General features: G+C 66.3%; 23 protein-coding genes and 1 tRNA gene. 6 read left to right on the top strand and 18 right to left on the bottom strand.

Annotated features, from left to right (window positions below; genetic code table 11):
• Positions 1-5: 5 nt before the first annotated feature.
• The 11 genes from AC0N04_RS04110 to AC0N04_RS04060 form a co-directional block, all read right to left on the bottom strand.
• A complete protein-coding gene (locus AC0N04_RS04110; protein WP_474278892.1) occupies positions 6-2,222 on the bottom strand; it encodes a patatin-like phospholipase family protein in 2,217 nt (738 codons plus the stop codon).
• A gap of 88 nt (positions 2,223-2,310) precedes the next feature.
• Complete coding sequence (gene groL, locus AC0N04_RS04105) at positions 2,311-3,957, bottom strand: chaperonin GroEL (RefSeq protein WP_474278890.1); 1,647 nt, start codon at positions 3,955-3,957, stop codon at positions 2,311-2,313.
• Positions 3,958-4,080: 123 nt separating this feature from the next.
• A complete protein-coding gene (gene groES / locus AC0N04_RS04100) occupies positions 4,081-4,371 on the bottom strand; it encodes a co-chaperone GroES (protein WP_474278888.1) in 291 nt (96 codons plus the stop codon).
• Between the two features lie 196 nt (positions 4,372-4,567).
• Positions 4,568-4,783 carry a DNA gyrase inhibitor YacG gene (locus AC0N04_RS04095; RefSeq protein ID WP_474278886.1) on the bottom strand — a complete coding sequence of 72 codons (216 nt, stop codon included), beginning with the start codon at positions 4,781-4,783 and terminating at the stop codon, positions 4,568-4,570.
• Positions 4,784-4,787: 4 nt separating this feature from the next.
• Positions 4,788-5,543 carry a cell division protein ZapD gene (gene zapD, locus AC0N04_RS04090; RefSeq protein WP_474278884.1) on the bottom strand — a complete coding sequence of 252 codons (756 nt, stop codon included), beginning with the start codon at positions 5,541-5,543 and terminating at the stop codon, positions 4,788-4,790.
• 64 nt (positions 5,544-5,607) lie between these two features.
• Positions 5,608-6,207 carry a dephospho-CoA kinase gene (gene coaE, locus AC0N04_RS04085; RefSeq protein ID WP_474278882.1) on the bottom strand — a complete coding sequence of 200 codons (600 nt, stop codon included), beginning with the start codon at positions 6,205-6,207 and terminating at the stop codon, positions 5,608-5,610.
• Positions 6,204-7,130, bottom strand: a complete 927-nt coding sequence (locus AC0N04_RS04080; RefSeq protein ID WP_474278880.1) for a prepilin peptidase — start codon at positions 7,128-7,130, stop codon at positions 6,204-6,206. Before AC0N04_RS04080 ends, coaE begins: the two co-directional genes overlap by 4 nt.
• 6 nt (positions 7,131-7,136) lie before the next feature.
• Complete coding sequence (locus AC0N04_RS04075) at positions 7,137-8,357, bottom strand: type II secretion system F family protein (protein WP_474278878.1); 1,221 nt, start codon at positions 8,355-8,357, stop codon at positions 7,137-7,139.
• A 64-nt stretch (positions 8,358-8,421) separates the two neighbouring features.
• Positions 8,422-10,140 (bottom strand): type IV-A pilus assembly ATPase PilB, encoded by a 1,719-nt coding sequence (gene pilB, locus AC0N04_RS04070; protein ID WP_474278876.1) that lies wholly within the window; start codon positions 10,138-10,140, stop codon positions 8,422-8,424.
• A 328-nt stretch (positions 10,141-10,468) separates the two neighbouring features.
• Positions 10,469-10,545 (bottom strand) — tRNA-Pro (locus tag AC0N04_RS04065).
• Between the two features lie 27 nt (positions 10,546-10,572).
• Positions 10,573-11,514, bottom strand: coding sequence for a polyprenyl synthetase family protein (locus AC0N04_RS04060; protein WP_474278874.1), 942 nt, complete (start codon positions 11,512-11,514; stop codon positions 10,573-10,575).
• Between the two features lie 351 nt (positions 11,515-11,865).
• Between AC0N04_RS04060 and rplU the strand changes: the two genes are divergently transcribed.
• From rplU to proB, 4 genes are all read left to right on the top strand, one after another.
• The gene (gene rplU, locus AC0N04_RS04055) at positions 11,866-12,177 is read left to right on the top strand and encodes a 50S ribosomal protein L21 (protein WP_474278872.1); all 312 of its coding nucleotides are present in this window, start codon (positions 11,866-11,868) and stop codon (positions 12,175-12,177) included.
• Between the two features lie 30 nt (positions 12,178-12,207).
• Positions 12,208-12,465: a 50S ribosomal protein L27 gene (gene rpmA / locus AC0N04_RS04050; RefSeq protein ID WP_474278870.1), complete on the top strand. Its 258-nt coding sequence runs from the start codon at positions 12,208-12,210 to the stop codon at positions 12,463-12,465.
• A gap of 105 nt (positions 12,466-12,570) precedes the next feature.
• Positions 12,571-13,647 (top strand): Obg family GTPase CgtA, encoded by a 1,077-nt coding sequence (gene cgtA, locus AC0N04_RS04045; RefSeq protein ID WP_474278868.1) that lies wholly within the window; start codon positions 12,571-12,573, stop codon positions 13,645-13,647.
• Between the two features lie 7 nt (positions 13,648-13,654).
• Positions 13,655-14,773 (top strand): glutamate 5-kinase, encoded by a 1,119-nt coding sequence (gene proB, locus AC0N04_RS04040; RefSeq protein WP_474278866.1) that lies wholly within the window; start codon positions 13,655-13,657, stop codon positions 14,771-14,773.
• A gap of 54 nt (positions 14,774-14,827) precedes the next feature.
• Here proB and AC0N04_RS04035 read toward each other — a convergent pair whose 3' ends face one another.
• Positions 14,828-15,433, bottom strand: coding sequence for an RNA pyrophosphohydrolase (locus AC0N04_RS04035; RefSeq protein WP_474278864.1), 606 nt, complete (start codon positions 15,431-15,433; stop codon positions 14,828-14,830).
• A gap of 103 nt (positions 15,434-15,536) precedes the next feature.
• Between AC0N04_RS04035 and AC0N04_RS04030 the strand changes: the two genes are divergently transcribed.
• Complete coding sequence (locus AC0N04_RS04030) at positions 15,537-17,282, top strand: proline--tRNA ligase (protein ID WP_474278862.1); 1,746 nt, start codon at positions 15,537-15,539, stop codon at positions 17,280-17,282.
• Positions 17,279-17,902: a transglycosylase SLT domain-containing protein gene (locus AC0N04_RS04025; protein ID WP_474278860.1), complete on the top strand. Its 624-nt coding sequence runs from the start codon at positions 17,279-17,281 to the stop codon at positions 17,900-17,902. The genes AC0N04_RS04030 and AC0N04_RS04025 overlap by 4 nt, the downstream gene beginning before the upstream one ends.
• A gap of 12 nt (positions 17,903-17,914) precedes the next feature.
• Here the strand turns inward: AC0N04_RS04025 and AC0N04_RS04020 are convergent, their stop codons facing one another.
• The 6 genes from AC0N04_RS04020 to hemA form a co-directional block, all read right to left on the bottom strand.
• The gene (locus AC0N04_RS04020) at positions 17,915-18,493 is read right to left on the bottom strand and encodes a UbiX family flavin prenyltransferase (RefSeq protein ID WP_474278858.1); all 579 of its coding nucleotides are present in this window, start codon (positions 18,491-18,493) and stop codon (positions 17,915-17,917) included.
• Positions 18,494-18,504: 11 nt separating this feature from the next.
• On the bottom strand, positions 18,505-18,816 hold the full coding sequence (grxD, locus tag AC0N04_RS04015; RefSeq protein WP_474278856.1) for a Grx4 family monothiol glutaredoxin: 312 nt from the start codon (positions 18,814-18,816) through the stop codon (positions 18,505-18,507).
• Positions 18,817-18,951: 135 nt separating this feature from the next.
• Positions 18,952-19,485: a hypothetical protein gene (locus AC0N04_RS04010; RefSeq protein WP_474278854.1), complete on the bottom strand. Its 534-nt coding sequence runs from the start codon at positions 19,483-19,485 to the stop codon at positions 18,952-18,954.
• 215 nt (positions 19,486-19,700) lie between these two features.
• Positions 19,701-20,552 carry a peptide chain release factor N(5)-glutamine methyltransferase gene (gene prmC / locus AC0N04_RS04005; protein WP_474278852.1) on the bottom strand — a complete coding sequence of 284 codons (852 nt, stop codon included), beginning with the start codon at positions 20,550-20,552 and terminating at the stop codon, positions 19,701-19,703.
• On the bottom strand, positions 20,549-21,631 hold the full coding sequence (prfA, locus tag AC0N04_RS04000) for a peptide chain release factor 1 (RefSeq protein ID WP_474278850.1): 1,083 nt from the start codon (positions 21,629-21,631) through the stop codon (positions 20,549-20,551). The genes prmC and prfA overlap by 4 nt, the downstream gene beginning before the upstream one ends.
• Before the next feature lie 100 nt (positions 21,632-21,731).
• Positions 21,732-23,039: a glutamyl-tRNA reductase gene (hemA, locus tag AC0N04_RS03995; RefSeq protein ID WP_474278848.1), complete on the bottom strand. Its 1,308-nt coding sequence runs from the start codon at positions 23,037-23,039 to the stop codon at positions 21,732-21,734.
• Positions 23,040-23,085: the final 46 nt, after the last annotated feature.

Below are 23,085 nucleotides of genomic sequence, written 5' to 3'. Positions count from 1 at the left end.
GGGCGTCAGGGCCGGCCGATGAACAAGGCCAGGCCGGCCTGACCCTGTGGGGCCCAGGTCATGCCCAGGTACATCGGGCCGATGCCGGTGTCGGCGCCGAGGTAGAGGCTGCCGCCGGTCCGCAGCCCCGACAGGCTGAGCTGGCGGCGATCCGGCCAGCCATTGCCGGCTTCGAGGGTGGCGCCGAGAAACAGGCCGCGGGCAAAGACCGGCGCTTGCGGCAGGCGCATGTACCAGCCCAGCCGCCCTAGCATCACCGCGTTGCCCGCGATCTGACCAGGCTGGTAGCCCGAGAGCTGCTGAAACCCGCCGAGCGTGTACTGACCGGCCAGGTTGTCGTTGCGCGCGTCGGTGGCCTTGATCAGGCCGTAGACGCTGAAGGTCTGGGCGCCCAGGGTGGCCACGGCGGTCGCTTCCGATTCGATCCGCGCCAGGTTTTGCGTCGTGCCCTGGCTGCGCTGGCCGTATTGCAGTTCGGTGTCGAGGCGCCAGCCGTGCTGGGGGAAATTGGCGTAGTCGAGCTGGTCGATCGCCAGGTGGATGCGGGCAGCGGTCTCGTGCCAGCTGTCGGTGCCGGTCGGCCCGACGTAGTTGGCGCCCAGCACCACCGGCGTCATTTGCCCCGCGTCTTCGACGATGCCTACGCGCAACTCACCCAGATCGCTCCAGGGCCGGCCGAGATCGATGCCGACACTGCCGTCGGTTCGCTGCAACTGGCCGACCTCGCTGCCGCCGTCGCCCTGGAACAGCATCTGCTGCCGGCGCGATGCCGCGGCGTGGACCGAGACGAACCAGTCGCTCGCCAGGCTCGGTGTCCAGGACAGCGGGTGATAGAGCTCGGTGGAGATCGACGGCTGCTCGCCGATCTGCAGGAGGTTGCGCCACTCGGTGCCGGCGGGGGTGAGCCAGTGCCGGGTGTGGCTGATCTTGACGTTGAAGGCGCTGCGGCCGCTGAAATCGGTCGACAGGTCCAGCCCCAGGCGCAGGTAGTTCGGCCCCCAGGGTTTGTCCTCGAGGTCGAACACCAGCTGGGCGTTGCCATCTTCGTCCACCAGGTGGTAGTCGGTGCGCAGGTAATCGCCGGTGGCCGCCAGCGTGGTGGCGTCCCGGGCCGCGGCGGTCGGATCGAAGCTGCGGCCCGGCTGCGAGCTCAGCTGCGGCGCCAGCCGGGCCGGGTTGGTGACGCTGCTGCCCTCGAAGGCCACCGAATCGAGCACCGGTGCGGCCGGCATCTCGCTGTGGCGCGCCTTGCGCCACGCGGCATAGTCCGCCGCCGGCAGCGCCAGCGCGTGCAAGCGCGCGGCCAGCGCCTCGGCGCCGGCCTGGCCGGCACGGATCAGCGCCGGGGTTTGGGCGAAGTCGGCCGAGGTCAGCCGGCCCAGGTCGGGGGCGATCAGCACGTCGGACGGCGTCAGCGAGTCCAGGCTGCGGCGGACGTTCTGCCCGATCAGGATGTTGAGCATCTGGGTCGTCAGCCCCAGCGCGGAGTTCAGCGTGTCCCGGGCGGCCAGCGGCGTGCCGATGTCGACGACGATGACGATGTCCGCGCCCATCGCGCGCGCCACGTCGACCGGCAGGTTGTCGACCAGACCGCCGTCACCCAGCACCCGGCCATCGACCTCGGTCGACGGGAACACGCCGGGCACGCTCATGCTGGAGCGCAGGGCGATCGCCAGATCGCCATGGTCCAGGATCACGCGCTGGCCGTTCTCCATGTCGGTGGCCACGGCGCGAAACGGGATCGGCAGGTGATCGAACTGGTGGATCTGCCGCACCGGCAGGGTGTAGCGGCGCAGCAGGGTCTCCAGCCCGCGGCTGGAGACGGCCGCCTGCGGTGCGCGGAACTGGCCGTCGCGGTAGCCGATCTCGATCCCGGTGGGGATCTGGAAGTCCTCTTCCTTGCGCCGCTGCGGCAATTGCTGGCGTGCGACGCGGGACGCGAACAGGCGATCCCAATCGATCTGCAGCACGGTCTTCTCGATCTGGTCGGCGCCCATGCCGCTGGCGTACAGCCCGCCGACGATCGCACCCATCGAGGTGCCGGCGATCACGTCGATCGGCACGTGCTGCTGCTCCAGCACCTTCAGCACGCCGACATGAGCCAGACCGCGCGCGCCGCCGCCCGACAACACCAGGCCGATGCGCGGACGCGGCGGGGCCGGCGTGGGCTGGGCTTGTGCGGCGGCGGCACACAGGAGCAGGCAGGACAGGGCACGGCGCATGCCCGGATTGTCCATGCGCGGCTCAAGCGCACGAAAAAGGCCACCCGGAGGTGGCCTTTCGAGCTGAGCGCAAGCGCTCGGGCAGGGCTTACATGCCCATGTCGCCCATGCCGCCCATGCCACCCATGCCGCCGCCCGGCATCGCCGGTGCGTCCTCCTTGGGGGCTTCGGCGACCATGCACTCGGTCGTCAACATCAGCGACGACACCGAAGCGGCGTTCTGCAGTGCCGTGCGCGTCACCTTGGTCGGGTCCAGGATGCCCATTTCGATCATGTCGCCATAGGTGTCGTTGGCCGCATTGAAGCCGTAGTTGCCCTTGCCGGCCAGCACCGCGTTGACCACCACGCTCGGTTCGCCACCGGCGTTGTAGACGATTTCGCGCAGCGGGGCCTCGATGGCCTTCAGCACCAGTTTGATGCCGGCATCCTGGTCGGCGTTGTCGCCCTGGATGGTGCCAGCCGCCTGACGGGCGCGCAGCAGCGCCACGCCACCACCGGCCACGATGCCTTCTTCCACCGCAGCGCGGGTGGCGTGCAAGGCGTCTTCGACGCGGGCCTTCTTTTCCTTCATCTCGACCTCGGTGGCGGCACCGACCTTGATGACGGCCACGCCGCCGGCCAGCTTGGCCACGCGCTCTTGCAGCTTCTCGCGGTCATAGTCGGAGGTGGCTTCCTCGATCTGCACGCGGATCTGCTTGACGCGGGCTTCGATGTCGCCCGCAGCGCCGGCGCCGTCGATGATGGTGGTGTTTTCCTTGCCCACCTCGACGCGCTTGGCCTGGCCCAGATCAGCCAGCGTGACCTTCTCCAGCGTCAGGCCGACTTCTTCGGCGATGACCTTGCCGCCGGTCAGGATGGCGATGTCTTCCAGCATGGCCTTGCGACGGTCGCCGAAGCCCGGGGCCTTGACGGCCACAACCTTCAGGATGCCGCGGATGGTGTTGACCACCAGGGTGGCCAGCGCCTCGCCTTCGACTTCCTCGGCGATGATCAGCAGCGGACGGCCGGCCTTGGCGACGGCTTCCAGCGTCGGCAGCAGGTCGCGGATGTTGGACACCTTCTTGTCGTACAGCAGCACGAACGGGTTTTCCAGGATCGCCGACTGCTTTTCCGGGTTGTTGATGAAGTAGGGCGACAGGTAGCCGCGGTCGAACTGCATGCCTTCGACGATGTCGAGCTCGTTGTCCAGCGACTTGCCGTCTTCGACGGTGATCACGCCTTCCTTGCCGACCTTGTCCATCGCCTTGGCGATGATCTCGCCGACGTCAGCATCGCTGTTCGCCGAGATGGTGCCGACCTGGGCGATTTCCTTGGACGTGGTGGTGGCCTTGGAGGCGGCCTTCAGCTGGGCGACCAGGGCGGTGACCGCCTTGTCGATGCCGCGCTTCAGATCCATCGGGTTCATGCCGGCGGCCACGTACTTCATGCCTTCGCGCACGATGGCCTGGGCCAGCACGGTGGCGGTGGTGGTGCCGTCGCCCGCGTTGTCCGAGGTCTTGGAAGCGACTTCCTTGACCATCTGGGCGCCCATGTTCTGGAGCTTGTCCTTGAGCTCGATTTCCTTGGCCACCGAGACACCGTCCTTGGTGACGGTGGGGGCGCCGAACGAGCGCTCGAGCACGACGTTGCGGCCCTTGGGGCCCAGCGTGACCTTGACCGCGTTGGCCAGGATGTTCACGCCTTCGACCATGCGGTGACGGGCGTCTGCGCCAAAGATGACGTCTTTTGCTGCCATGTTGGATTCTCCGGATTCAGTTGTTCAATGTGAGGTTTGCTGCTTCTGTCTTCGGCCGGGCCTTTGGCCCTTAACCTGGCCTTGCCAAGTTAGCCTGCGACGAAAGTAAATCGCCTGTGCGATTTACTTTTCGACCACGGCAAACAGGTCTTCTTCGCGCATCACCAGCAACTCGTCGCCATCGACCTTGACGGTCTGGCCCGAGTACTTGCCGAACAGCACGCGGTCACCGACCTTGACGTTCAGGGCCACGAGTTCGCCCTTGTCGTTGCGCTTGCCGGGGCCGACCGACAGCACTTCACCCTGGTCGGGCTTTTCGGCGGCATTGTCGGGAATCACGATGCCAGAAGCGGTCTTGGTTTCATTTTCCAGACGCTTGACGATCACGCGATCGTGCAACGGACGAAGTTTCATTGCATCTCCTTGGAGCTGTAACAGGATGACTGAATCTTGGGTGTCAACGAAGTTGGCACTCATTCACATCAATTGGTGGTGCGGCCGTGCATGAGCCATGACACCGAGTGTGTTAGCACTCGATTGCGTCGAGTGCTAACAGCATTATAGGGTGGGTCCGCCCGGTTTCAAGGCCTGGCCTGCGCAGGCCAGGCAACTACAAAGTGGCGTCGTCCGGTTCCGGATCGGGCCTTGCCGGAACCCGGTAGCCTTCGCTGGCCCAGGCACCGAGATCTTGACCCTGGCAGCGGGCGCTGCAGAACGGGCGGTAGGGGTTGCTGGCCGCGTACACGCTGGGCCCGCCGCAGGCAGGGCATTTCACGGCGATCGGACGGCGCGGGGCACCGTCAGGCAGAGGGTCGCGCGTGGTCATGGGGTCAGGCGCACAGCGCCAGGTCGAAGTCCACGTCCGCAGCGTGGGGGCGCAGACGGCCTTCGCCATCGGCCTTCATCAGGCGCACGGACACCATCAGTCGATGCCCGGTGATCTCGGGGACCAGTTCCAGGCCTTCGTCGATGCGCAGGCGCAGCAATTGGTAGCTGCGGCCCTGAGGCAGGCTTTGCTGGTACTGGCCGCCGTGGGCGACCACCTTGTGGGGCGCGCCGGCATCGCGCAGCAGCCGCAGCAGCACTTGCAGCGCTTCGGCCAACGGCACCAGAGTGTCGATCCAGCGCGCCAGGTCGGCTCGGCGGCGCTGCGAAGGCAGTTGCTGCCAGGCGTAATAGGCCGGCAGGTCGAATTCGCAGGTGCCGCCCGGGATGTTGATGCGGCTGCGGATGCTGGTCAGCCATTCGTTGCTGTTGAGCGAATGGCCAGCCTTGCCGTTGAGCTGGTTCAGGCCGGTGAAGGCATGGTCGATGCGTCCGATGACTTCGTCCAAGGCCACTTCGGAGATGTTCGGATTGCCCCGGTAGCCGAGCAACTGGTTCTTGTGGCGCTCCAGTTCCTTGAGCAGATCGGACTTGAGATCGGCGCGGGCGCCGACGTCCATGATCTCGAAGATCGTGGCCAGCGCGAAGTGATGATCCACCGCCTCGTCCCGCTGCGAAAGCGTATCGAGTCGCCCGAACAGGTGCTCGAGGCGCAGCATGGTGCGGATGCCTTCGTTGAACGGGTATTCGTAGAGGACCAAGGTGGGTTCCAGGCGATTGCTCAGCGCGTGCGCCGATTGTTCCACACTGCCACGTCGGATCGCCTCATGCGGCAACCCAGTCGTGCCACAGCACCGACGCGGCGCGTGCCAGTGCTGCCAGGCTCGACCGGTCGTTGACGATCACGGCGTCGGCAATGGCGCGCCGTTCGCGGCGGCTGGCCTGCTGCGAAATCACCTGCCGAACCTGGGCCTCGGCCCAGTGGTTGCGGGCCACCACGCGTTCGACCTGGGTGGTTTCGTCGCAGTCCACCACCAGCACCCGGTCGACCCGCTGACGCCAAAGGCCCGATTCGGTCAGCAGCGGAACGTCGAAGACCAGGCATTGCCCCGGCGCGGCTGCGGCGGCCTCCTGCTGGGTCTGTCGGGCGATCATCGGGTGCAGGATGGCTTCGAGCCGTCGCCGCTGCGAGGGGTCGTCGAACACCAGCGAGCGCATCCGGGCGCGGTCCAGGGCGCCGTCTGGGCTCAACATGTCCGAGCCGAATTCAGCGGCAATGGCAGCCAGCGCGGCTCCACCGGGTGCCGTCAATCGGCGCGAGATGGCGTCGGTGTCGACCACGTGCGCACCCAGCGTCGCCAGCAGGCCGGCCAGCGTGCTTTTCCCGCTGCCGATGCCGCCGGTCAGGCCGATGCGCAGCGTCACTGGCCGATCCAGCCCAGCACCCGCTGCGTGCCGGCCAGCATCACCACCGCGCCGCCGCCCGCCAGGAACGGGCCGAAAGGCACGTAGCGGCCTTCGCGCAGGGCGCCACTGAACTTCATTGCGATGCCCACGGTGGCGCCGATCACCGAGGCCATCAGGATGATGGGCAACACCGCCTGCCAGCCCAGCCAGGCACCCAGTGCGGCGAGCAACTTGAAGTCGCCAAAACCCATGCCTTCCTTGCCGGTGGCCAGCTTGAACAGCCAGTACACCGACCACAAGGACAAGTAGCCCACGCAGGCTCCGAACACGGCCGTCGCCAAGGGCAGCGTCCAACCCAGCGCGGCGGCCAGCAGGCCGGACCACAGCAGCGGCTGGGTCAGCGAATCAGGCAGCAAGGTGGTGTCCCAATCGATGGCGGCCGAGGCCACCAGCACTGCCAGCACACCGCACCACAGCAGCACTTCGGGCTGCGGACCGACATGCCACGACGCTGCGGCAAACAGCAGCGCCGTCAGCACCTCGACGACAGGATAGCGGGCCGAGATACGGGTCTTGCAGGACGAGCAGCGGCCGCGCAGCCACAGCCAACTGACGAGCGGGACGTTCTCGTACCAGCGGATGCGATGGCCGCAGGACGGGCAGGTCGAGGCGGGACGCGACAGGCTCAGCGCGGGCAGGGCATCAAGTTGACGTCCCAGGTCGACCGCGGTCGCGGCGAGCGCCTTCGGGGCGTCTTGCTCGAAGCAGCGCCGCCACGAGTCGGCGTCGCCCAATTGCTGCGAGACGTCGCGCCACCACTGGCGCTCCATCATGCGCGGCAGGCGGTGAATCACGACGTTGAGGAAGCTGCCGACGCACAGGCCGAGCAGGGCGAGCACGGCGGGCGAGAGCCACGCCGCCAAGGAATCGGACGACCCCATCGCGAATCAGACCACCTGGCCGAGCTTGAAGATGGGCAGGTACATCGCGACCACGATACCGCCGATCAGGGTGCCCAGAATCACGATGATGATGGGCTCCAGCAGGCTCGACAGCCCCTTGACCATTTCGTCGACTTCATCCTCATAGAACTCGGCCGCCTTGGCCAGCATGTCGTCCAGCGCGCCCGACTCTTCGCCGATGGCGGCCATTTGCAGCACCATGTTGGGAAACACGCCGGTGGCGGTCATCGATGAAGTGAGTGCCGAGCCGGCCGCCACGTCGCGCTGGATCTGCTCGGTGGCCTTGGCGTAGATCACGTTGCCGGAGGTGCCGCCGACAGAATCCAACGCCTCGACCAGCGGCACGCCCGCGGAGAACATGGTCGAGAGGGTGCGCGTCCAGCGTGCGATCACCGCCTTGCGCATCAGCTCGCCGAAGATCGGCATACGCAGCAGCAGGCGGTCCATGACGAACTGCAGCTTCTCGGAACGTTTCCAGGTGCGAAAGAACATGTAGCCGCCGCCGAAGATGACGCCGAAGATCAGCCACCAATACTTGACGAAGAACTCGCTCATCCAGATCACGGCCAGCGTCGGCGCGGGCAGTTGCGCGCCGAAGGAGCTGAAGACCTGCTTGAACGACGGGATCACGAAGATCATGATGATGGTCACGACGACGAAGGCGACCACCAGCACCGCCACGGGATACATCAGCGCGGATTTGATCTTCTGTTTGAGGGCTTGTGTCTTTTCCTGATAGAGCGCCAGGCGGGTCAACAATTCTTCCAGGATGCCGCCCGCTTCACCGGCCTCGACCAGGTTGCAATACAGCGCGTCGAAGTACTGCGGGTGGCGGCGAAAGGCCGACGACAGGCTGGTGCCGGTCTCGACATCGGAGCGGATGTCCAGCAGCAGCCGGGTCAGCCGCGGGTTCGGGCTGCCACGACCGACGATGTCGAAGGCCTGCAGCAAGGGCACGCCGGCCTTCATCATCGTCGCGAGCTGCCGGGTGAACGTCGCCACGTCCCGGGTGGAGATCGACTTTCCACCGGTGGTTCGCCGCTTCTTGATCCGAGTGACCAGAACGCCCTGGCGGCGCAGGCTGGCGCTGACGGCGGCTTCGCCCGCCGAGCGCACCTCGCCTCGCACCGCCTTGCCGGTGCGATCCTTGCCTTCCCATTCGAAGATGAATTCCTGGACTTTGCCTGCTGCCGCTGCAGTTGCCATTGAGCCTCCGGCTGCTCGCGTGTTGTGGGTTCGATCGGTGGGGCGTTTCGGGGAAAGCGCGCCGCTACTGGTTGGTCGACGCCAGGACCTCTTCGAGGGAAGTCACTCCCAGCCTGACTTTGACCAGCCCGGATTCCCGCAAGTCCCGCACGCCTTCGCGCCGCGCCTGGTTGGCCAGATCGGTGGACGAACCTTGGTTCAGGATCAGCCGCTGGATCTCCTCGCTGATCGGCATCGCCTGGTAGATCCCCAACCGACCGCGGTAACCATTGTTGCAGGCCGAGCATCCCACCGCCTTGTACGGCCGCCAGGTGCCGTCCATCTGTTCTGCCGTGAAACCGGCCTTGATCATGGCCTCGCGAGGGTAATCGGCAGTGGTCTTGCAGTTTTCGCACAGCCGGCGCACCAGGCGCTGAGCCGTGATCAACAGCACGCTGGCGGCGATGTTGAAGGGTGCGACGCCCATGTTCAGCAGGCGGGTCAGCGTCGACGGGGCGTCATTGGTGTGCAACGTGGACAGCACCAAGTGCCCGGTCTGGGCCGCCTTGATCGCGATGTCGGCGGTTTCCAGATCGCGGATTTCGCCCACCATGATGATGTCCGGATCCTGCCGGAGAAAGGACTTCAGTGCGGTCGCGAAATTCAGTCCGGCCTTGTCGTTGACGTTGACCTGGTTGATGCCGGGCAGGTTGATTTCGGCCGGGTCCTCGACGGTGGCGATGTTGACGCCGGGCTGGTTCAGCAGGTTCAGGCAGGTGTAGAGCGAGACCGTCTTGCCGCTGCCGGTGGGGCCGGTGACCAGCACCATGCCGTACGGGCGGCGGACGGCGTCGAGCAGGCGCTGCTTTTCTTCCAGTTCGTAGCCCAGCGCCTCGATGCCCAGCTTGGCACTGGAGGAATCGAGGATACGGATCACGATCTTCTCGCCGAACAGGGTGGGCAGGGTGCTGACCCGGAAGTCGATCGACTTGTTGCCGAATCGCAGCTTCATCCGGCCATCCTGGGGCACGCGCTTCTCGGCGATGTCCAGTCGCGAAATGACCTTGATCCGCGAAGCCAGCTTTTCCTTGATGGCGATCGGCGGCTGGGTGATTTCGCGCAACTCGCCGTCGATGCGGAACCGGACCCGGTAGTGGAACTCGTAGGGTTCGAAATGCAGGTCGGAGGCGCGCAAATTGATCGCGTCGATCAGCATCTTCTGCAGGAAGCGCACCACCGGCGCGTCTTCCACGTCGTTGGCGACTTCCGTGGTTCCCTGCGCAGGCGCCTCTTCATCCGTGACATCGAACTCGAAGTCGCTTGCGGTCAGGGTGTCCAGCGCCTGGGCCGCACTGGTGGTCTGGACCTCGATGACCTTGCTGAGTTTGTCGTGCTCGACCAGCACCCACTCGGGCGCCAACTGGGTCGCGAACTTGATGCGTTCGCCGGCTTCCTGGTCGGTCGGGTCGGCGCAGGCCAGGAACAGGCGGCTGCCGCGCCGGCCCAGCGGCAGGATCTTGTACTGGCTGACCAACTTGGCGTCGATCAGGTTCTGCGGCAGACGCTGCAAGTCGACGGCATCCAGATCCAGCAGCGGCACCGACAGCGCGGTCGACAGCGCGTGCGACAGCGCCGAGGCCGTCATCACGCCCGAGGCCATCAATGCGTCGACAAAGCTGATGCGCTTCTCGCGCGCGCCGCGGACCAGTTCCTCGGCCGTCTTGGTGGGCAGACGGCCGCCGTGAACCAGCACGCGGGCCACCCCTGAAAGTGCGGGCGAAGGAGCTTCGGTAATGGTGTCCACGTCGGGGTGTCGGAAGCGGGTCAGGGATGCGATCGTACGTGTGCCACGAGACTCATGCCGCGGTTCCTGCGCAGGCAGGGTCCCGCGGCATCACAGCCGCGTAGCGGAAAGGCAACGTGGGCCGATCATCGCTGAACCCCGAAGGGCTGTAAACGGTGACCTTCGCATCCTTGCAACGGGAACGATCAGGTTGTCACGATGAGTACTTCGCCGCGGCCGAGGTGGGCGGGCGCGTTCTATCGCCGATCCCATGCTGCCTTCAAGGCGTCGGACTGCCGATGTCAGCGCACAGGCGCTCGGCAAGCAGTCAATGGCGGGCGACCTGAATTGGTCGGGGTGAGAGGATTCGAACCTCCGGCCTCTACGTCCCGAACGTAGCGCTCTACCAGGCTAAGCTACACCCCGATTCGAGTCAGTTGCAAGTTGCGCATCTCAAGCAGAGCGCTCAACCGATCGAGCCGCTAATTCTAGCAGGAAACTTTTGGCCTCGGAATCGGGCAGCAGCGAAAGACTGCGCCGGGCGGCGTCGGCTTCGCCGCGGGCGGCGTCGCGGGTCACCTCGATGGCCCCGGTTCGACGCACGATGTCGATGATCTCGGGCAGCCGGTCCACTTCGCCGTGCTCGATCGCATGGCGGATCAGCTGTCGTTCTTCGCCTGTGCAATGGTCCATCGCAAAGAGAAGAGGCAGCGTGGGTTTGCCCTCGCGCAGGTCGTCGCCCACATTCTTGCCCAGCGCCGTCGTGCTGCCTTCGTAGTCCAGCAGGTCATCGATCAGCTGGAAGGCGGTGCCCAGCGCCCTGCCGTAATCGGCGCAGGCGTTTTCAACGTCGGGCGAGGCGTTCGCGACCACCGCACCAAGCCTGGCACTGGCCTCGAACAGCTTGGCTGTCTTGTAGCGGATCACGCGCAGGTAGTCGTCGGCGGCGATGTCCGGGTCGTGCATGTTCAGCAGTTGAAGCACCTCGCCCTCGGCGATCACATTGGTGGCATCGGCGAGCACGTCGAGCACTCGCATGCGGTCGACCGAGACCATCATTTGGAAGGCGCGCGAGTACAGGAAATCGCCCACCAGCACGCTGGCGGCATTGCCGAACATCGCGTTGGCCGTCTTGCGTCCGCGGCGCAGCGAGGATTCATCGACCACGTCGTCGTGCAGCAGCGTTGCGGTATGGATGAACTCGACGATGGCGGCCAGCTCATGCTTTTGCGGGCCATCGAAGCCCAGCGCCGAAGCAAACAGCAACACCAGTCGGGGTCGGATGCGCTTGCCGCCAGCGCCGATGATGTAGTGCGAGATCTGCTCGATCAGCGCGACGTCCGACGACAACCGCGCGCGGATGACGGCGTCAACCTGAAGCATCTCTGCGGCCATGGGATCGGGTTCCGTCACGGGCGCGGCAATCTGCGATGGCGTAGGCGTGGGCACAGCGGGTTGATGGGGCGGCAAAGCTGGCGATTATAGGAATCGACGCGATGTCGACGGTGCGCCGCCGAATCGGCTCGTGGCCGCCCGCTGACCCTCGGCAAGGCGACACGGTTGCAGGCAGCGAATCTGGTGCGGCTTGTGCTAGAATGTTCGGCTTCGTCCCGGAATGGTCCGGGCGAGCCTTCTCGTGGGCGTCTGGCCTGAGGTCGTTTTTGCGGCTTCGTCGACACGCTCTGAGCGCCCGGAGCTTCTAGCGAGCGGTGGGCGTTCGGGAGGGCATTCTTGCAAAGGGCTTATATGTACGCGGTCGTAAAAACCGGTGGCAAGCAATACAAGGTTGCAGCCGGCGAAAAGATCAAGGTAGAACAGATTGCTGCGGACGTGGGCCAGGAAATCGTGATCGATCAGGTTTTGGCAGTCGGCAACGGCGCTGACCTGAAGGTCGGGACTCCCCTGGTGAGCGGTGCAACCGTCACGGCGGTTGTGGTCGCGCAAGGTCGCCACGACAAAGTGCGCATCTTCAAGATGCGCCGTCGCAAGCACTATCAGAAGCATGGCGGCCACCGCCAGCATTACACCGAGCTGCAGATCAGCGCGGTCAACGGCTGAAGCCACAGAAATTCCAAGGAGTTCTGAACCATGGCACAGAAAAAAGGCGGCGGTTCCACCCGGAACGGCCGCGACTCTCAACCGAAGATGCTGGGCGTCAAGGCGTTCGGCGGTCAGGTGATCCCGGCGGGCTCGATCATCGTGCGTCAGCGCGGCACGAAGTTCCATCCGGGCAACAACGTCGGCATCGGCCGTGACCACACGCTGTTCGCGCTGGTCGACGGCACGGTGTCCTTCAAGATCCAAGGCGAATTGAGCCGGCACACGGTCAACGTCACGCCGCTGTAAAGCGGCGCCCGTTCCCGGCCTGCGTAAAGCCCCGGTTCGCCGGGGCTTTTTTGCCTTCTGGAGCCCGAGCGGATCGCGCGACGGCTCCGATACCATCCGAACACCATGAAATTCGTTGACGAAGCGACCATCGACATTGCGGCCGGCAACGGCGGCGCCGGCTGTGCCAGCTTTCGCCGCGAGAAGTTCATTCCGTTCGGTGGCCCCGACGGCGGTAATGGCGGCAAGGGGGGCAGCGTGTATGCAGTGGCCGACCGCAATCTGAATACCTTGATCGATTACCGCTATGCGCGCCGGCATGAGGCGCGCAACGGCGAGGCGGGCCGCGGGTCCGACTGCTTCGGCGCGGCGGCCGACGACATCGTGCTGCGTGTGCCGGTCGGCACGATCATCACCGATGTGGAAACCGGCCGGGTCATGGCGGAACTGATCGATCCTGAAGTCCCGGTGCTGCTGGCCAAGGGCGGCGACGGGGGGTTCGGCAACCTGCACTACAAGACGGCGACCAACCGGGCACCCCGACAGCACACGCCGGGCTGGCCCGGTGAAGCCTTCAAGGTCAAGATGGAACTGCGGGTCTTGGCCGACGTGGGCCTGCTGGGCATGCCCAATGCGGGCAAGTCGACGCTGATCGCGGCGATCTCTAACGCCCGGCCCAAGATTGCCGACTACCCGTTCACCACGCTGCACCCCAACCTCGGGGTGGTGCGCGTCGGGCCGGAGAAGAGCTTCGTCGTGGCCGATATTCCGGGCCTGATCGAAGGCGCCTCCGAGGGGGCCGGCCTGGGGCACCTGTTTCTGAGGCACCTGCAGCGCACCCGATTGCTGTTGCATATCGTCGATCTGGCACCCTTCGACGAATCGGTCGATCCGGTGCAACAGGCCAAGGCGATCGTGCAGGAACTGAAGAAGTACGACGAAGCGCTGTACGACAAACCACGCTGGCTGGTGTTGAACAAGTTGGACATGGTGCCGGCCGACGAACGGGCCAAGCGCATCAAGGATTTCGTCAAGCGCTACAAGTGGAAGGGCCCGGTGTTCGAAATCTCGGCGTTGGCCCGGGAAGGTCTGCAGCCGCTGATTCACGCCATCTGGGCGCATGTCGCCGCAGAACAGACCGCGCCGCCGCCGGAGCCCGATCCTCGTTTCGACCGGGCGCCTGACGCTGCACCGTCCGAGTGAGCCGGCCATGACCGATGCTCTGAAAAACGCGCGCCGAATCGTCGTCAAGGTCGGCTCCAGCCTGGTCACCAACGAAGGCCGCGGCGTCGATGCCGAGGCGATCGGAACCTGGTGCAGGCAGCTTGCTGCCCTGGCCCGGGACGGCCGCGAAGTGGTGATGGTGTCCAGCGGGGCGATTGCCGAGGGCATGAAGCGCCTGGGTTGGACGAGTCGACCCAAGGAATTGCACGAGTTGCAGGCCGCGGCGGCGGTCGGCCAGATGGGCTTGGCGCAGATGTACGAGACCAAGTTGTCCGAGCATGCGATCGGCAGCGCCCAGGTGCTGTTGACGCACGCCGACTTGGCCGACCGTGAGCGCTACCTGAATGCACGCTCGACCCTGCTGACCTTGCTGGGCTTGAAGGTGATTCCGGTCATCAACGAGAACGACACCGTCGTCAACGACGAAATCAAGTTCGGCGACAACGACACGCTCGGCGCTCTGGTCGCCAATCTGGTGGAAGCGGACGCGCTGGTGATCCTGACCGATCAGAAGGGCCTGTATTCGGCAGACCCCCGCAAGGACGCGCTGGCGCGATTCATCGACGTCGCCGAGGCTCGTGATCCAGCGCTGGAGCGCATGGCCGGGGGGGCCGGCTCCAGCATCGGCCGCGGCGGCATGATCACCAAGGTGCTGGCTGCCAAGCGCGCAGCCGGCAGCGGCGCCAGCACCGTCATCGCGTGGGGACGCGAGCCCGACGTGTTGCTGCGCTTGGTGGCGGGCGAGGCCATCGGCACCGCGTTGCTGGCAGGCACGGCCAAGCTGGCCGCCCGCAAGCAATGGATGGTCGATCACCTGCAAATGCGCGGTGCGGTGCGGGTGGACGAGGGTGCGGTCGGCAAGCTGCGCGACGAAGGCAAGAGCCTGCTGCCGATCGGCGTCGTGGAGGTGGATGGCGATTTCCACCGTGGCGACGTGATCGCGGTGCAGACCGCCAGCGGCCAGGAGATCGCGCGCGGACTGGCCAACTATTCCAGCACCGAAGCCCGTTTGATCGCTCGCAAGCCGTCGTCCCAGATCGGCCACCTGCTCGGTTACGCCAACGAACCCGAACTCATCCACCGTGACAATCTCGTGCTGGCGTAAGCAAGCACGAGATTGCGGCAGAGGCGCTGCGTCGCCCCAGCGAGCGGCAGGCGCTCAAGCTTGGCCGTCGGATTCCAGGGGATGGCCTTCCGGGTGCGCCGACAAGGCGGCCTCGGGCTCGTCTGGGCGACGATCATCACGCCCGTGCGGGCGCATGCCTCCACGAAGATAGCGATTGTGGTGATTCACCCGCGGCAGAAAACGCGCCAGCTCGGACAAGGCCATTTGGTAGACGTCGCGCTTGAACTCGATCACCACGTCCAACGGCACCCAGTATTCGTTCCAGCGCCAGGCATCGAATTCCGGATGATCGGTGGCGCGTAGATTCATGTCGCTGTCGCGGCCCATCAGTCGCAACAGGAACCAGATCTGCTTCTGGCCCTTGTAGTGACCGCGCGCGTCACGCCGAATGAAATGGTCGGGCACGTTGTAGCGCAGCCAGTCGCGGGTGCGCGCCAGAATCTGCACATGCTCGGGGTGGAGTCCCACCTCTTCGTGCAACTCGCGGAACATCGCCTGCTCGGGCGACTCGCCATACTTGATGCCCCCTTGCGGGAACTGCCAGGAGTGGGTGCGCAGCCGCTTGCCCCAAAAAACCTGGTTGCGGGCGTTGAGCAGGATGATGCCGACGTTGGGCCTGTAGCCTTCCCGGTCGAGCATAATCGAACCCCAAATTTTGAATTGAAATCAATATAGCACCGGCGGCCTTCCGGGCACAGGCTCTCGCTTACCCGAACCCGCCGCCGAGGCATCAAAGCCGCCCATGAAAGCCAGTTCCTTCTTCATTTCAACGCTCAAGGAAGCGCCCGCCGATGCCGAGGTGATCAGCCACCGGTTGATGATGCGCGCCGGCATGATCAAGCGCCTGGGGGCCGGCATCTACAACTACATGCCGATGGGGCTGCGCGTGATCCGCAAGGTCGAGGCGATCATCCGCGAGGAGATGAACCGCGCCGGCGCGGTCGAATTGCTGATGCCGGTGGTGCAGCCGGCGGAACTGTGGCAGGAGTCAGGGCGTTTCCAGGCCTATGGGCCCGAGCTGATGCGGGTCAAGGACCGGCATGAGCGCGACTTCGTCATCCAGCCCACCAGCGAAGAGGTGGTGACCGACATCGCCCGCCAGGAACTGCGCAGCTACAAGCAGTTGCCGAAGAATTTCTATCACATCCAGACCAAGTTCCGCGACGAGCGCCGGCCGCGCTTCGGCATCATGCGCGGACGCGAGTTCACGATGAAGGACGCGTACTCGTTCGATCGCGACAAATCGGCAGCGCTCAAGAGCTACGAGATCATGTTCGCGGCCTACAAACGCATCTTCGACCGCTTCGGGTTGAAATACCGCGCAGTGGCAGCCGACACCGGCGCCATCGGGGGGGATGCGTCGCACGAGTTCCAGGTGATTGCCGACACCGGCGAGGACGCGATCATCTACTGCCCCACCAGCGACTACGCGGCCAACATCGAACTGGCCGAGGCCGTCGCGCTCACGCCCGCGCGCGGTGCCGCAACGCAGGTGCTGCAGAAGACACCCACGCCGGGCAAGAGCACCTGCGTCGATGTCGCTCAACTGCTGGGCCTTCCGCTGGCGCAGACCGTGAAGTCGCTGGTGCTGGCCACCGACGAATTCGACGAACAAGGCGACCTGGTCAAGAGCACCGTCTGGCTGTTGCTGGTGCGCGGCGACCATGAACTGAACGAAGTCAAGGCTGGCAAGGTCGAGGGCCTGAAGAAGGGTTTCCGCTTCGCGACCATGGCCGAGATCGAAGACCACTTCGGCTGCAAGCCCGGCTACCTGGGACCCATCGGCTTGAAGAAGCCGGTCCAGATCGTGGCCGACCGCACCGTGGCCCACATGGCCGATTTCGTCTGCGGCGCCAACGAGGTGGACTTTCATATCACCGGCGTCAACTGGGGCCGCGACCTGCCCGAACCCGATGTGGTGGCCGACATCCGCAACGTCGTGGCAGGCGATCCCTCGCCCGATGGCCAGGGCGTGCTCGCGATCGAACGCGGGATCGAGATCGGGCATGTGTTCTATCTCGGAACCAAGTATTCGAAGGCGATGAACGCCACCTTCCTCGACGAGACCGGCAAACCGGCGCTGATGGAGATGGGCTGCTACGGCATCGGCGTCACGCGCATCCTCGGCGCCGCCATCGAGCAGAGCCACGACGAGCGCGGCATCATCTGGCCCGCCTCGATCGCGCCCTTCCAGGTGGTGCTGTGCCCGATCGGCTACGACCGTTCCGCCGACGTGAGGGCGGCCGCCGATGCGCTGCACGACGATCTGGCGGCCGCAGGCATCGACGTGCTGCTGGACGATCGTGGCGAGCGGCCCGGCGCGATGTTCGCAGACTGGGAGTTGATCGGCGTGCCCTTGCGCGTCGTGCTGTCCGACCGCGGCCTGAAGGAGGGCCTGCTGGAAATCCAGGGACGACGTGACGTGGAGGCCGGCAAGGTCGCCCGCGGCGAAGTGCTGGCTCAGGTCAAGGCCCGCCTGGCCGCATGAAGGCCTGCTTGGCGTGCGGTGGCCGTCGCGTGCTGCTGCGCGCGGCGGTGGCGGCGCTTGTTCCCTGGCCCGTCGCGGGCTGGGCTGGGCAGCAGGCCGAAGAGCAGTTGGCCGATGCCGTACGCAGCCTGATGGCGGCCGCCATCGCCGATCCGGCTCCGCCCAGGCCCAGCTTCGACAGGATCGAAGACCGGTTGGCCTATCTGCGCTGGCAAGCGGCGATGAGCGATCGCTTGAAGCGGCGCAAATCGGAATTGCAGACCCGGCTCGAATTTCTCGACACGCTCTGGTACGAGAGCAAGCGCGCCGGCCTGGAGCCGGCCTTGGTGCTGGGCCTGATCCAGGTTGAAAGCGGGTTTCGCAAATATGCGATCAGCCCGGTCGGTGCGCGCGGCTACATGCAGGTGATGCCGTTCTGGGTCCGGCAGATCGGCCAGGGCGACGCCGCGGTGCTGTTCCAGATGCAGACCAACCTGCGCTTCGGCTGCGTGATCCTGCGCCACTACCTCGACCTCGAACAAGGCGATCTCGTCCTGGCGCTGGGCCGCTACAACGGCAGCCGCGGCCGGCTCGAGTACCCCAACGCGGTCCTGGGGGCCCGCCAGCAATGGCTGGGCTGAGCCTGGCCGGCGCTACAGGCCTTGCCAGCGCCGCGGCTCGGCGCCCGCCGAGACGCCCAACAGGTCGATGACGCGTTCGACGGTGTCAGCCACCATGTCGGCAATCGATGGCGGCTGGTGGTAGAAGGCCGGCAGCGGCGGGAAGATGATGCCGCCCATTTCGGTCACCGCGGTCATGTTGCGCAGGTGGGCCAGGTTGAACGGTGTTTCGCGCACCATCAACACCAGACGCCGGCGCTCTTTCAGCGTGACATCGGCGGCCCGGGTCAGCAGGTTGTCGCCAAAGCCGTGGGCGATTGCGGCCAGGCTCTTCATCGAGCACGGCGCCACCACCATCGCATCATGCCGGTGGCTGCCGCTGGCGATGCAGGCGCCGATGTCGCCAATGGCATGGTGTTCATCGGCCAGCTCGGCCAGGGCCGAGCGATCCAGCCCCAGTTCGTGGTGCGCGTTGAGAACCCCGGCGGCCGTGACCACCAGATGGGTGCGCACCTCCAGCGCGCGCAGACGCTGCAGCAGCGTCACGCCATAGATCGCGCCCGAGGCACCGCTGATGCCGACGACGACGCGGGGCGGCGTGGCCTGCGCCATGGCGAGCGGGATCAGGCGGCCAGCATCTGCTGCAACTCGCCGGCCTGGTACATCTCCATCATGATGTCCGAGCCGCCGACGAATTCGCCGTTGACGTAGAGCTGCGGAATCGTCGGCCAGTTGGCGTAGTCCTTGATGCCCTGGCGGATGCCTTCGTCTTCGAGCACGTTCACCGTCGTCACGTCGTTGACGCCGCAGGCCTTGAGCACTTGGATGGCGCGGCCCGAAAAGCCGCATTGCGGAAACTGGGCCGTACCCTTCATGAACAGGACCACTTTGTGGCCTTTGACGATCTGGTCGATGCGTTGCTGCACGTCGCTCATGGCAGGAAACTTTCGCGAAGAGTGGGTCGACTGCGGATTGTCGACGAAGCTGGCTTTATACGTCAGGCGAAGTCTGGCTGCCGGCTACCGCAGCCAAGCCCCGGCCGGCACTCCGGCCATCGATTCGCCACGAGGCTAGAACGAATACGACAGGTTGATCTGGAACACCGGCGACAGCTGCATCGCGCGCACCGTGTTGTCCAGGCTGTTGCCGTCGTTGATCAGGCCCAGCAATTGGCCCGGATGACGTGCAATCAGGCCCAGGTCGGCGCTCACGCCCAGCCCGGTGCGGTGCCACCACGCGCTGTAGCCCAGGCCGACGTAGGGGGTGGCGGCCAAGCCGTCGGCGCCGGAGTCCACGGCGGCGATGGACGAACTCGGGCGCAGCAGCAGGGCCGAGTTGCCGTAGGCTGCCGGCGCCCCCAGCGCCAGCGAGCGCGACCCCAGCAGCAGCGCCGACGTGGCGCGCAGTCCGCCGCCATCGCCGATGCGGCCGATGTCGAAATAGCGATCGCCGGCGAGGCGTGCAGCCCCCAGCTGCAACTGATTTCCATCCAGCACGGCGGCCCCCAGGGGCACGTTGACGACCGACAGGCTGGCCTGCCAGCGCGGCCAGACATCGTTGTCCGCGCCCAGCTTCAAACCATCGCCACCGGCCCAGGCCAGCATTGGCAGGGTCGCGAGCAGGGCCACAGCAAAGGATCTCGGCAAGGATGAAACATGGCGCATGGGAAATCTCCTCAAGCCCTTCGACATCGCCCACCACGCGACGTGGCGGCCCGTCTGAATTTCATGCTACCCCCAACCCGCCCGGTTGGGGCCCAGAAATACGCGGCTTCACCGTGCTGATTGCCACGGTGGGGCGGGCGCCCCGACGTCTGCCATCAGGGGCTGTTGCGTTCCCGCCACCGCCCACCGGTGCAGCGCACTTGTCCGCCCAGGTCGAGGCGGGACTGGACGTCGGTGAAGCCTGCCTGGCGCATCAAGTCCTGGACTGAAGGCGACTGATCCCAACCGTGTTCGAACAACAGCCAGCCACCGTCCGTCAGATGATTGGGGGCGCCGGCCAGGATGCGGCGAATCGCGGCCAGGCCATCGGGGCCGGGACTCAGGGCCAGGACGGGCTCGCAGCGCAGGTCCGCCAGATGTGGATCTGCGGCGTCGATGTAGGGCGGGTTGCTCACCACCAGATCGAAGCGCTCGGCACCGACCGCCTGCCACCAGTCGCCGAGCCGCCAGCGAGGCGCGAGGCCCAGCCGGTGTCCATTGGCACGTGCCACGGTCAACGCGTCCGTGCTCAGGTCGACCGCCGTGACTTGCGCGGCCGGCCAGGCATCGGCGATGGCCAACGCCACCGCACCGCTGCCGGTGCCCAGGTCGGCCACGGTCGGGGCCGCGCGGTCGGCCAGATCCCCTTGCAGCAGGGCCAGCGCCCAGTCGACCAGGATCTCGGTGTCGGGGCGCGGGATCAGCACGGCGGGCGTCACCGCCAGGCGCAGGCCATGAAATTCGCATTCGCCGACCAGGTAGGCAAACGGCTCGCCGGACAGGCGACGGTCGCACAGCGCCTGAAACGCCTGGTCCTGCGCCGCGCTCAAGCCTTGCTCGTCATGGGCCAGCAGCCAACTGCGGCCTTGCCCCAGCACATGCCCCAGCAGCCACTGCGCATCCAGCCGCGCAAGGCCGACCCGCTGGGCTTCGGACAAGGCCTGGGCGATCGTGCGCGGGGTGCTCATTGGCCGGTTTCCAGCGCCGCCAGCTGCTGCTGGGCGCGGGCGGCCTGCAGCGCTGTGACCACCTCGCTCAGGTCACCCTCGAGGATGGCCGCGAGTTTGTACAGCGTCAGATTGATGCGATGGTCGGTCAGCCGGCCCTGCGGAAAGTTGTAGGTCCGGATGCGGTCGGAGCGATCGCCCGAGCCGACCAGCGCCTTGCGCGTGGCTGCCTCCTTGGCTTGCCGCTCGCTGCGTTCGCGGTCCTGCAGGCGGGCCTGCAGCACGGCCAGCGCCTTGGCCTTGTTGCGGTGCTGCGAGCGGTCGTCCTGGCATTCGGCGACCAGGCCGGTCGGCAGGTGGGTGACGCGCACCGCGCTGTCGGTCTTGTTGATATGCTGGCCGCCTGCGCCGCTGGCGCGGAAGGTGTCGATGCGCAATTCGGCCGGGTTCAGCGTGACCTCGGCCGCCTCGTCCGGTTCCGGCATCACGGCCACGGTGCAGGCGCTGGTGTGGATGCGCCCCTGGGTTTCGGTGGCGGGCACGCGCTGCACCCGGTGGCCTCCGGACTCGAACTTCATGCGTTCGTAGACCCGTTCGCCCTCGATGCGGATCACCAGCTCCTTGTAGCCGCCCAGGTCCGACGCGTTCTCGCTCATCACCTCGGTGCGCCAGCCCATGCGTTCTGCGTAGCGCAGGTACATGCGGGCCAGATCGGCCGCAAAAAGGGCCGATTCTTCGCCGCCGGTGCCGGCCCGGATTTCGATGAACGCGTTGCGCCCGTCGTCGGGGTCGCGCGGCAGCAGGGCGGTCTGCAGTTGAGCCTGCAGCTGCGTCATCGCCGCCTCGGCGCTGACGATCTCGTCGCGCGCCATCTCGGTCATGTCGGGATCGCCGAGCAAGTCTTGCGCGGCGTCCAGGTTGCTCTCCCAGCGCTCGAACTGCCGAAACAGCCCCACCACCTCGGCGACTTCGGCCTGCTCTCGGGCGAGTTGGCGATAGCGCCCGATGTCTGCGGTCACCTGCGGGTCGGCCAGGTTGGCGTCGAGTTCGGCCAGGCGCAGGGCCAGGCGCTGCAATTGCTGGCGAAGCGAATCTTTCATGGAGCGGGGGCGAAAGCGGAACGGAGCGGACTGCCCGACCGGGCCGGGCCACGAGGGGGTCTTGCAGCGCGCGGGCGCGAGCGCTGCCAGGTCCGCGTCGCTAGTGGCTGTCCGGGTCGTCGGTGGCCGGACTGCGCGAGTTCTGGCGCAGGAACAGGCGCGAGACCATCTCGGCGGTCTGGTGGCGTTGCTCGCCTTCGCTGGCATGCAACTCCGCCAGCGCGCCATGCAGCATCTTCTGGGTCAGGCCGCGGCTCAGTGCTTCCAGCACGGTGTCGAGGTCGCTGCCGCGGGCCAGCAGCTTGCGGGCACGGGCGATCTCGGCGGCACGCCAGTCGTCCGCCTGGCGGTTCAGGGCCTGAATGAGCGGCACGCTGGCCCGCTGGTCCAGCCAGTGCGCGAAGCTCTGCACGCCGGCGTCGATGATGACCTCGGCCTGCTCGACCGCCGCCAGCCGCTTCTCGCCGGCGGTGCGGGTGACTTCGGTCAGATCGTCGACGGTGTAGAGGTAGACGTCGGACAGGCGCGAGACCTCGGGTTCGATGTCGCGCGGCACCGCCAGATCCACCATGAACATCGGCCGGCGCCGCCGCGCCTTCAGCGCCCGCTCGGCCGCGCCCAGCCCGATGATGGGCAAGGTGCTGGCGGTGCAGGAAATCACCACGTCGAACTCGTGCAGCCGGGTGGGCAGGTCGGCCAGGCGCAGGGCCTGCGCGCCGAAGCGGCCGGCCAGCTTCTCGCCGCGCTCCAGCGTGCGATTGGCCACCGCCATCAGCTTGGGCTCCTTGGCCGCAAAGTGGGTGGCGACCAGCTCGATCATCTCGCCGGCGCCGACGAACAGCACCTGGGTCTGGCGCAGATCCTCGAACAACTGCGACGCCAGCCGCACGGTGGCAGCCGCCATGCTGATCGAATGGGTACCGATCTCGGTCGAGGTGCGCACTTCCTTGGCGACCGAGAACGAGCGCTGGAACAACTGGTGCAAGGTGGTGCCCAGCGTGCCGGCTTCATCGGCGCCCCGCACCGCCTGCTTCATCTGGCCGAGGATCTGCGGTTCGCCCAGCACCATGGAGTCAAGCCCGGACGCGACCCGGAACGCATGGCGGGCCGCATCGCGGTTTTCGAGCACATAGGTGTGGTCGAGCAGCTTGTCGCTGCTGACGCCTCCTTGCGCGGCGAGCCAGTCGATCGCCGGGCGCACCGCCTCGCGGGCGCGCACCGGCCCGGTGGCCACGTACAACTCGGTGCGGTTGCAGGTGGACAGGATCGCGGCTTCCGGCACGGCGCGCATCAGCTGCTCGCGCAGGGCCCGCAATGCCGGCGTCAACTGTTCAGGCGCGAACGCGAACCGCCCGCGCAGATCCAGCGGTGCCGTGGTGTGGTTCAAGCCGAGCGCAAAGACACTCATGGGCGCTGATTATAAAATTCGGCGTCGCGCCGCGGTCCGGGAATGC

The organism is Ideonella sp. sgz306126, from assembly GCF_056032705.1.
This window is presented reverse-complemented; position numbering and strand designations above follow the sequence as displayed.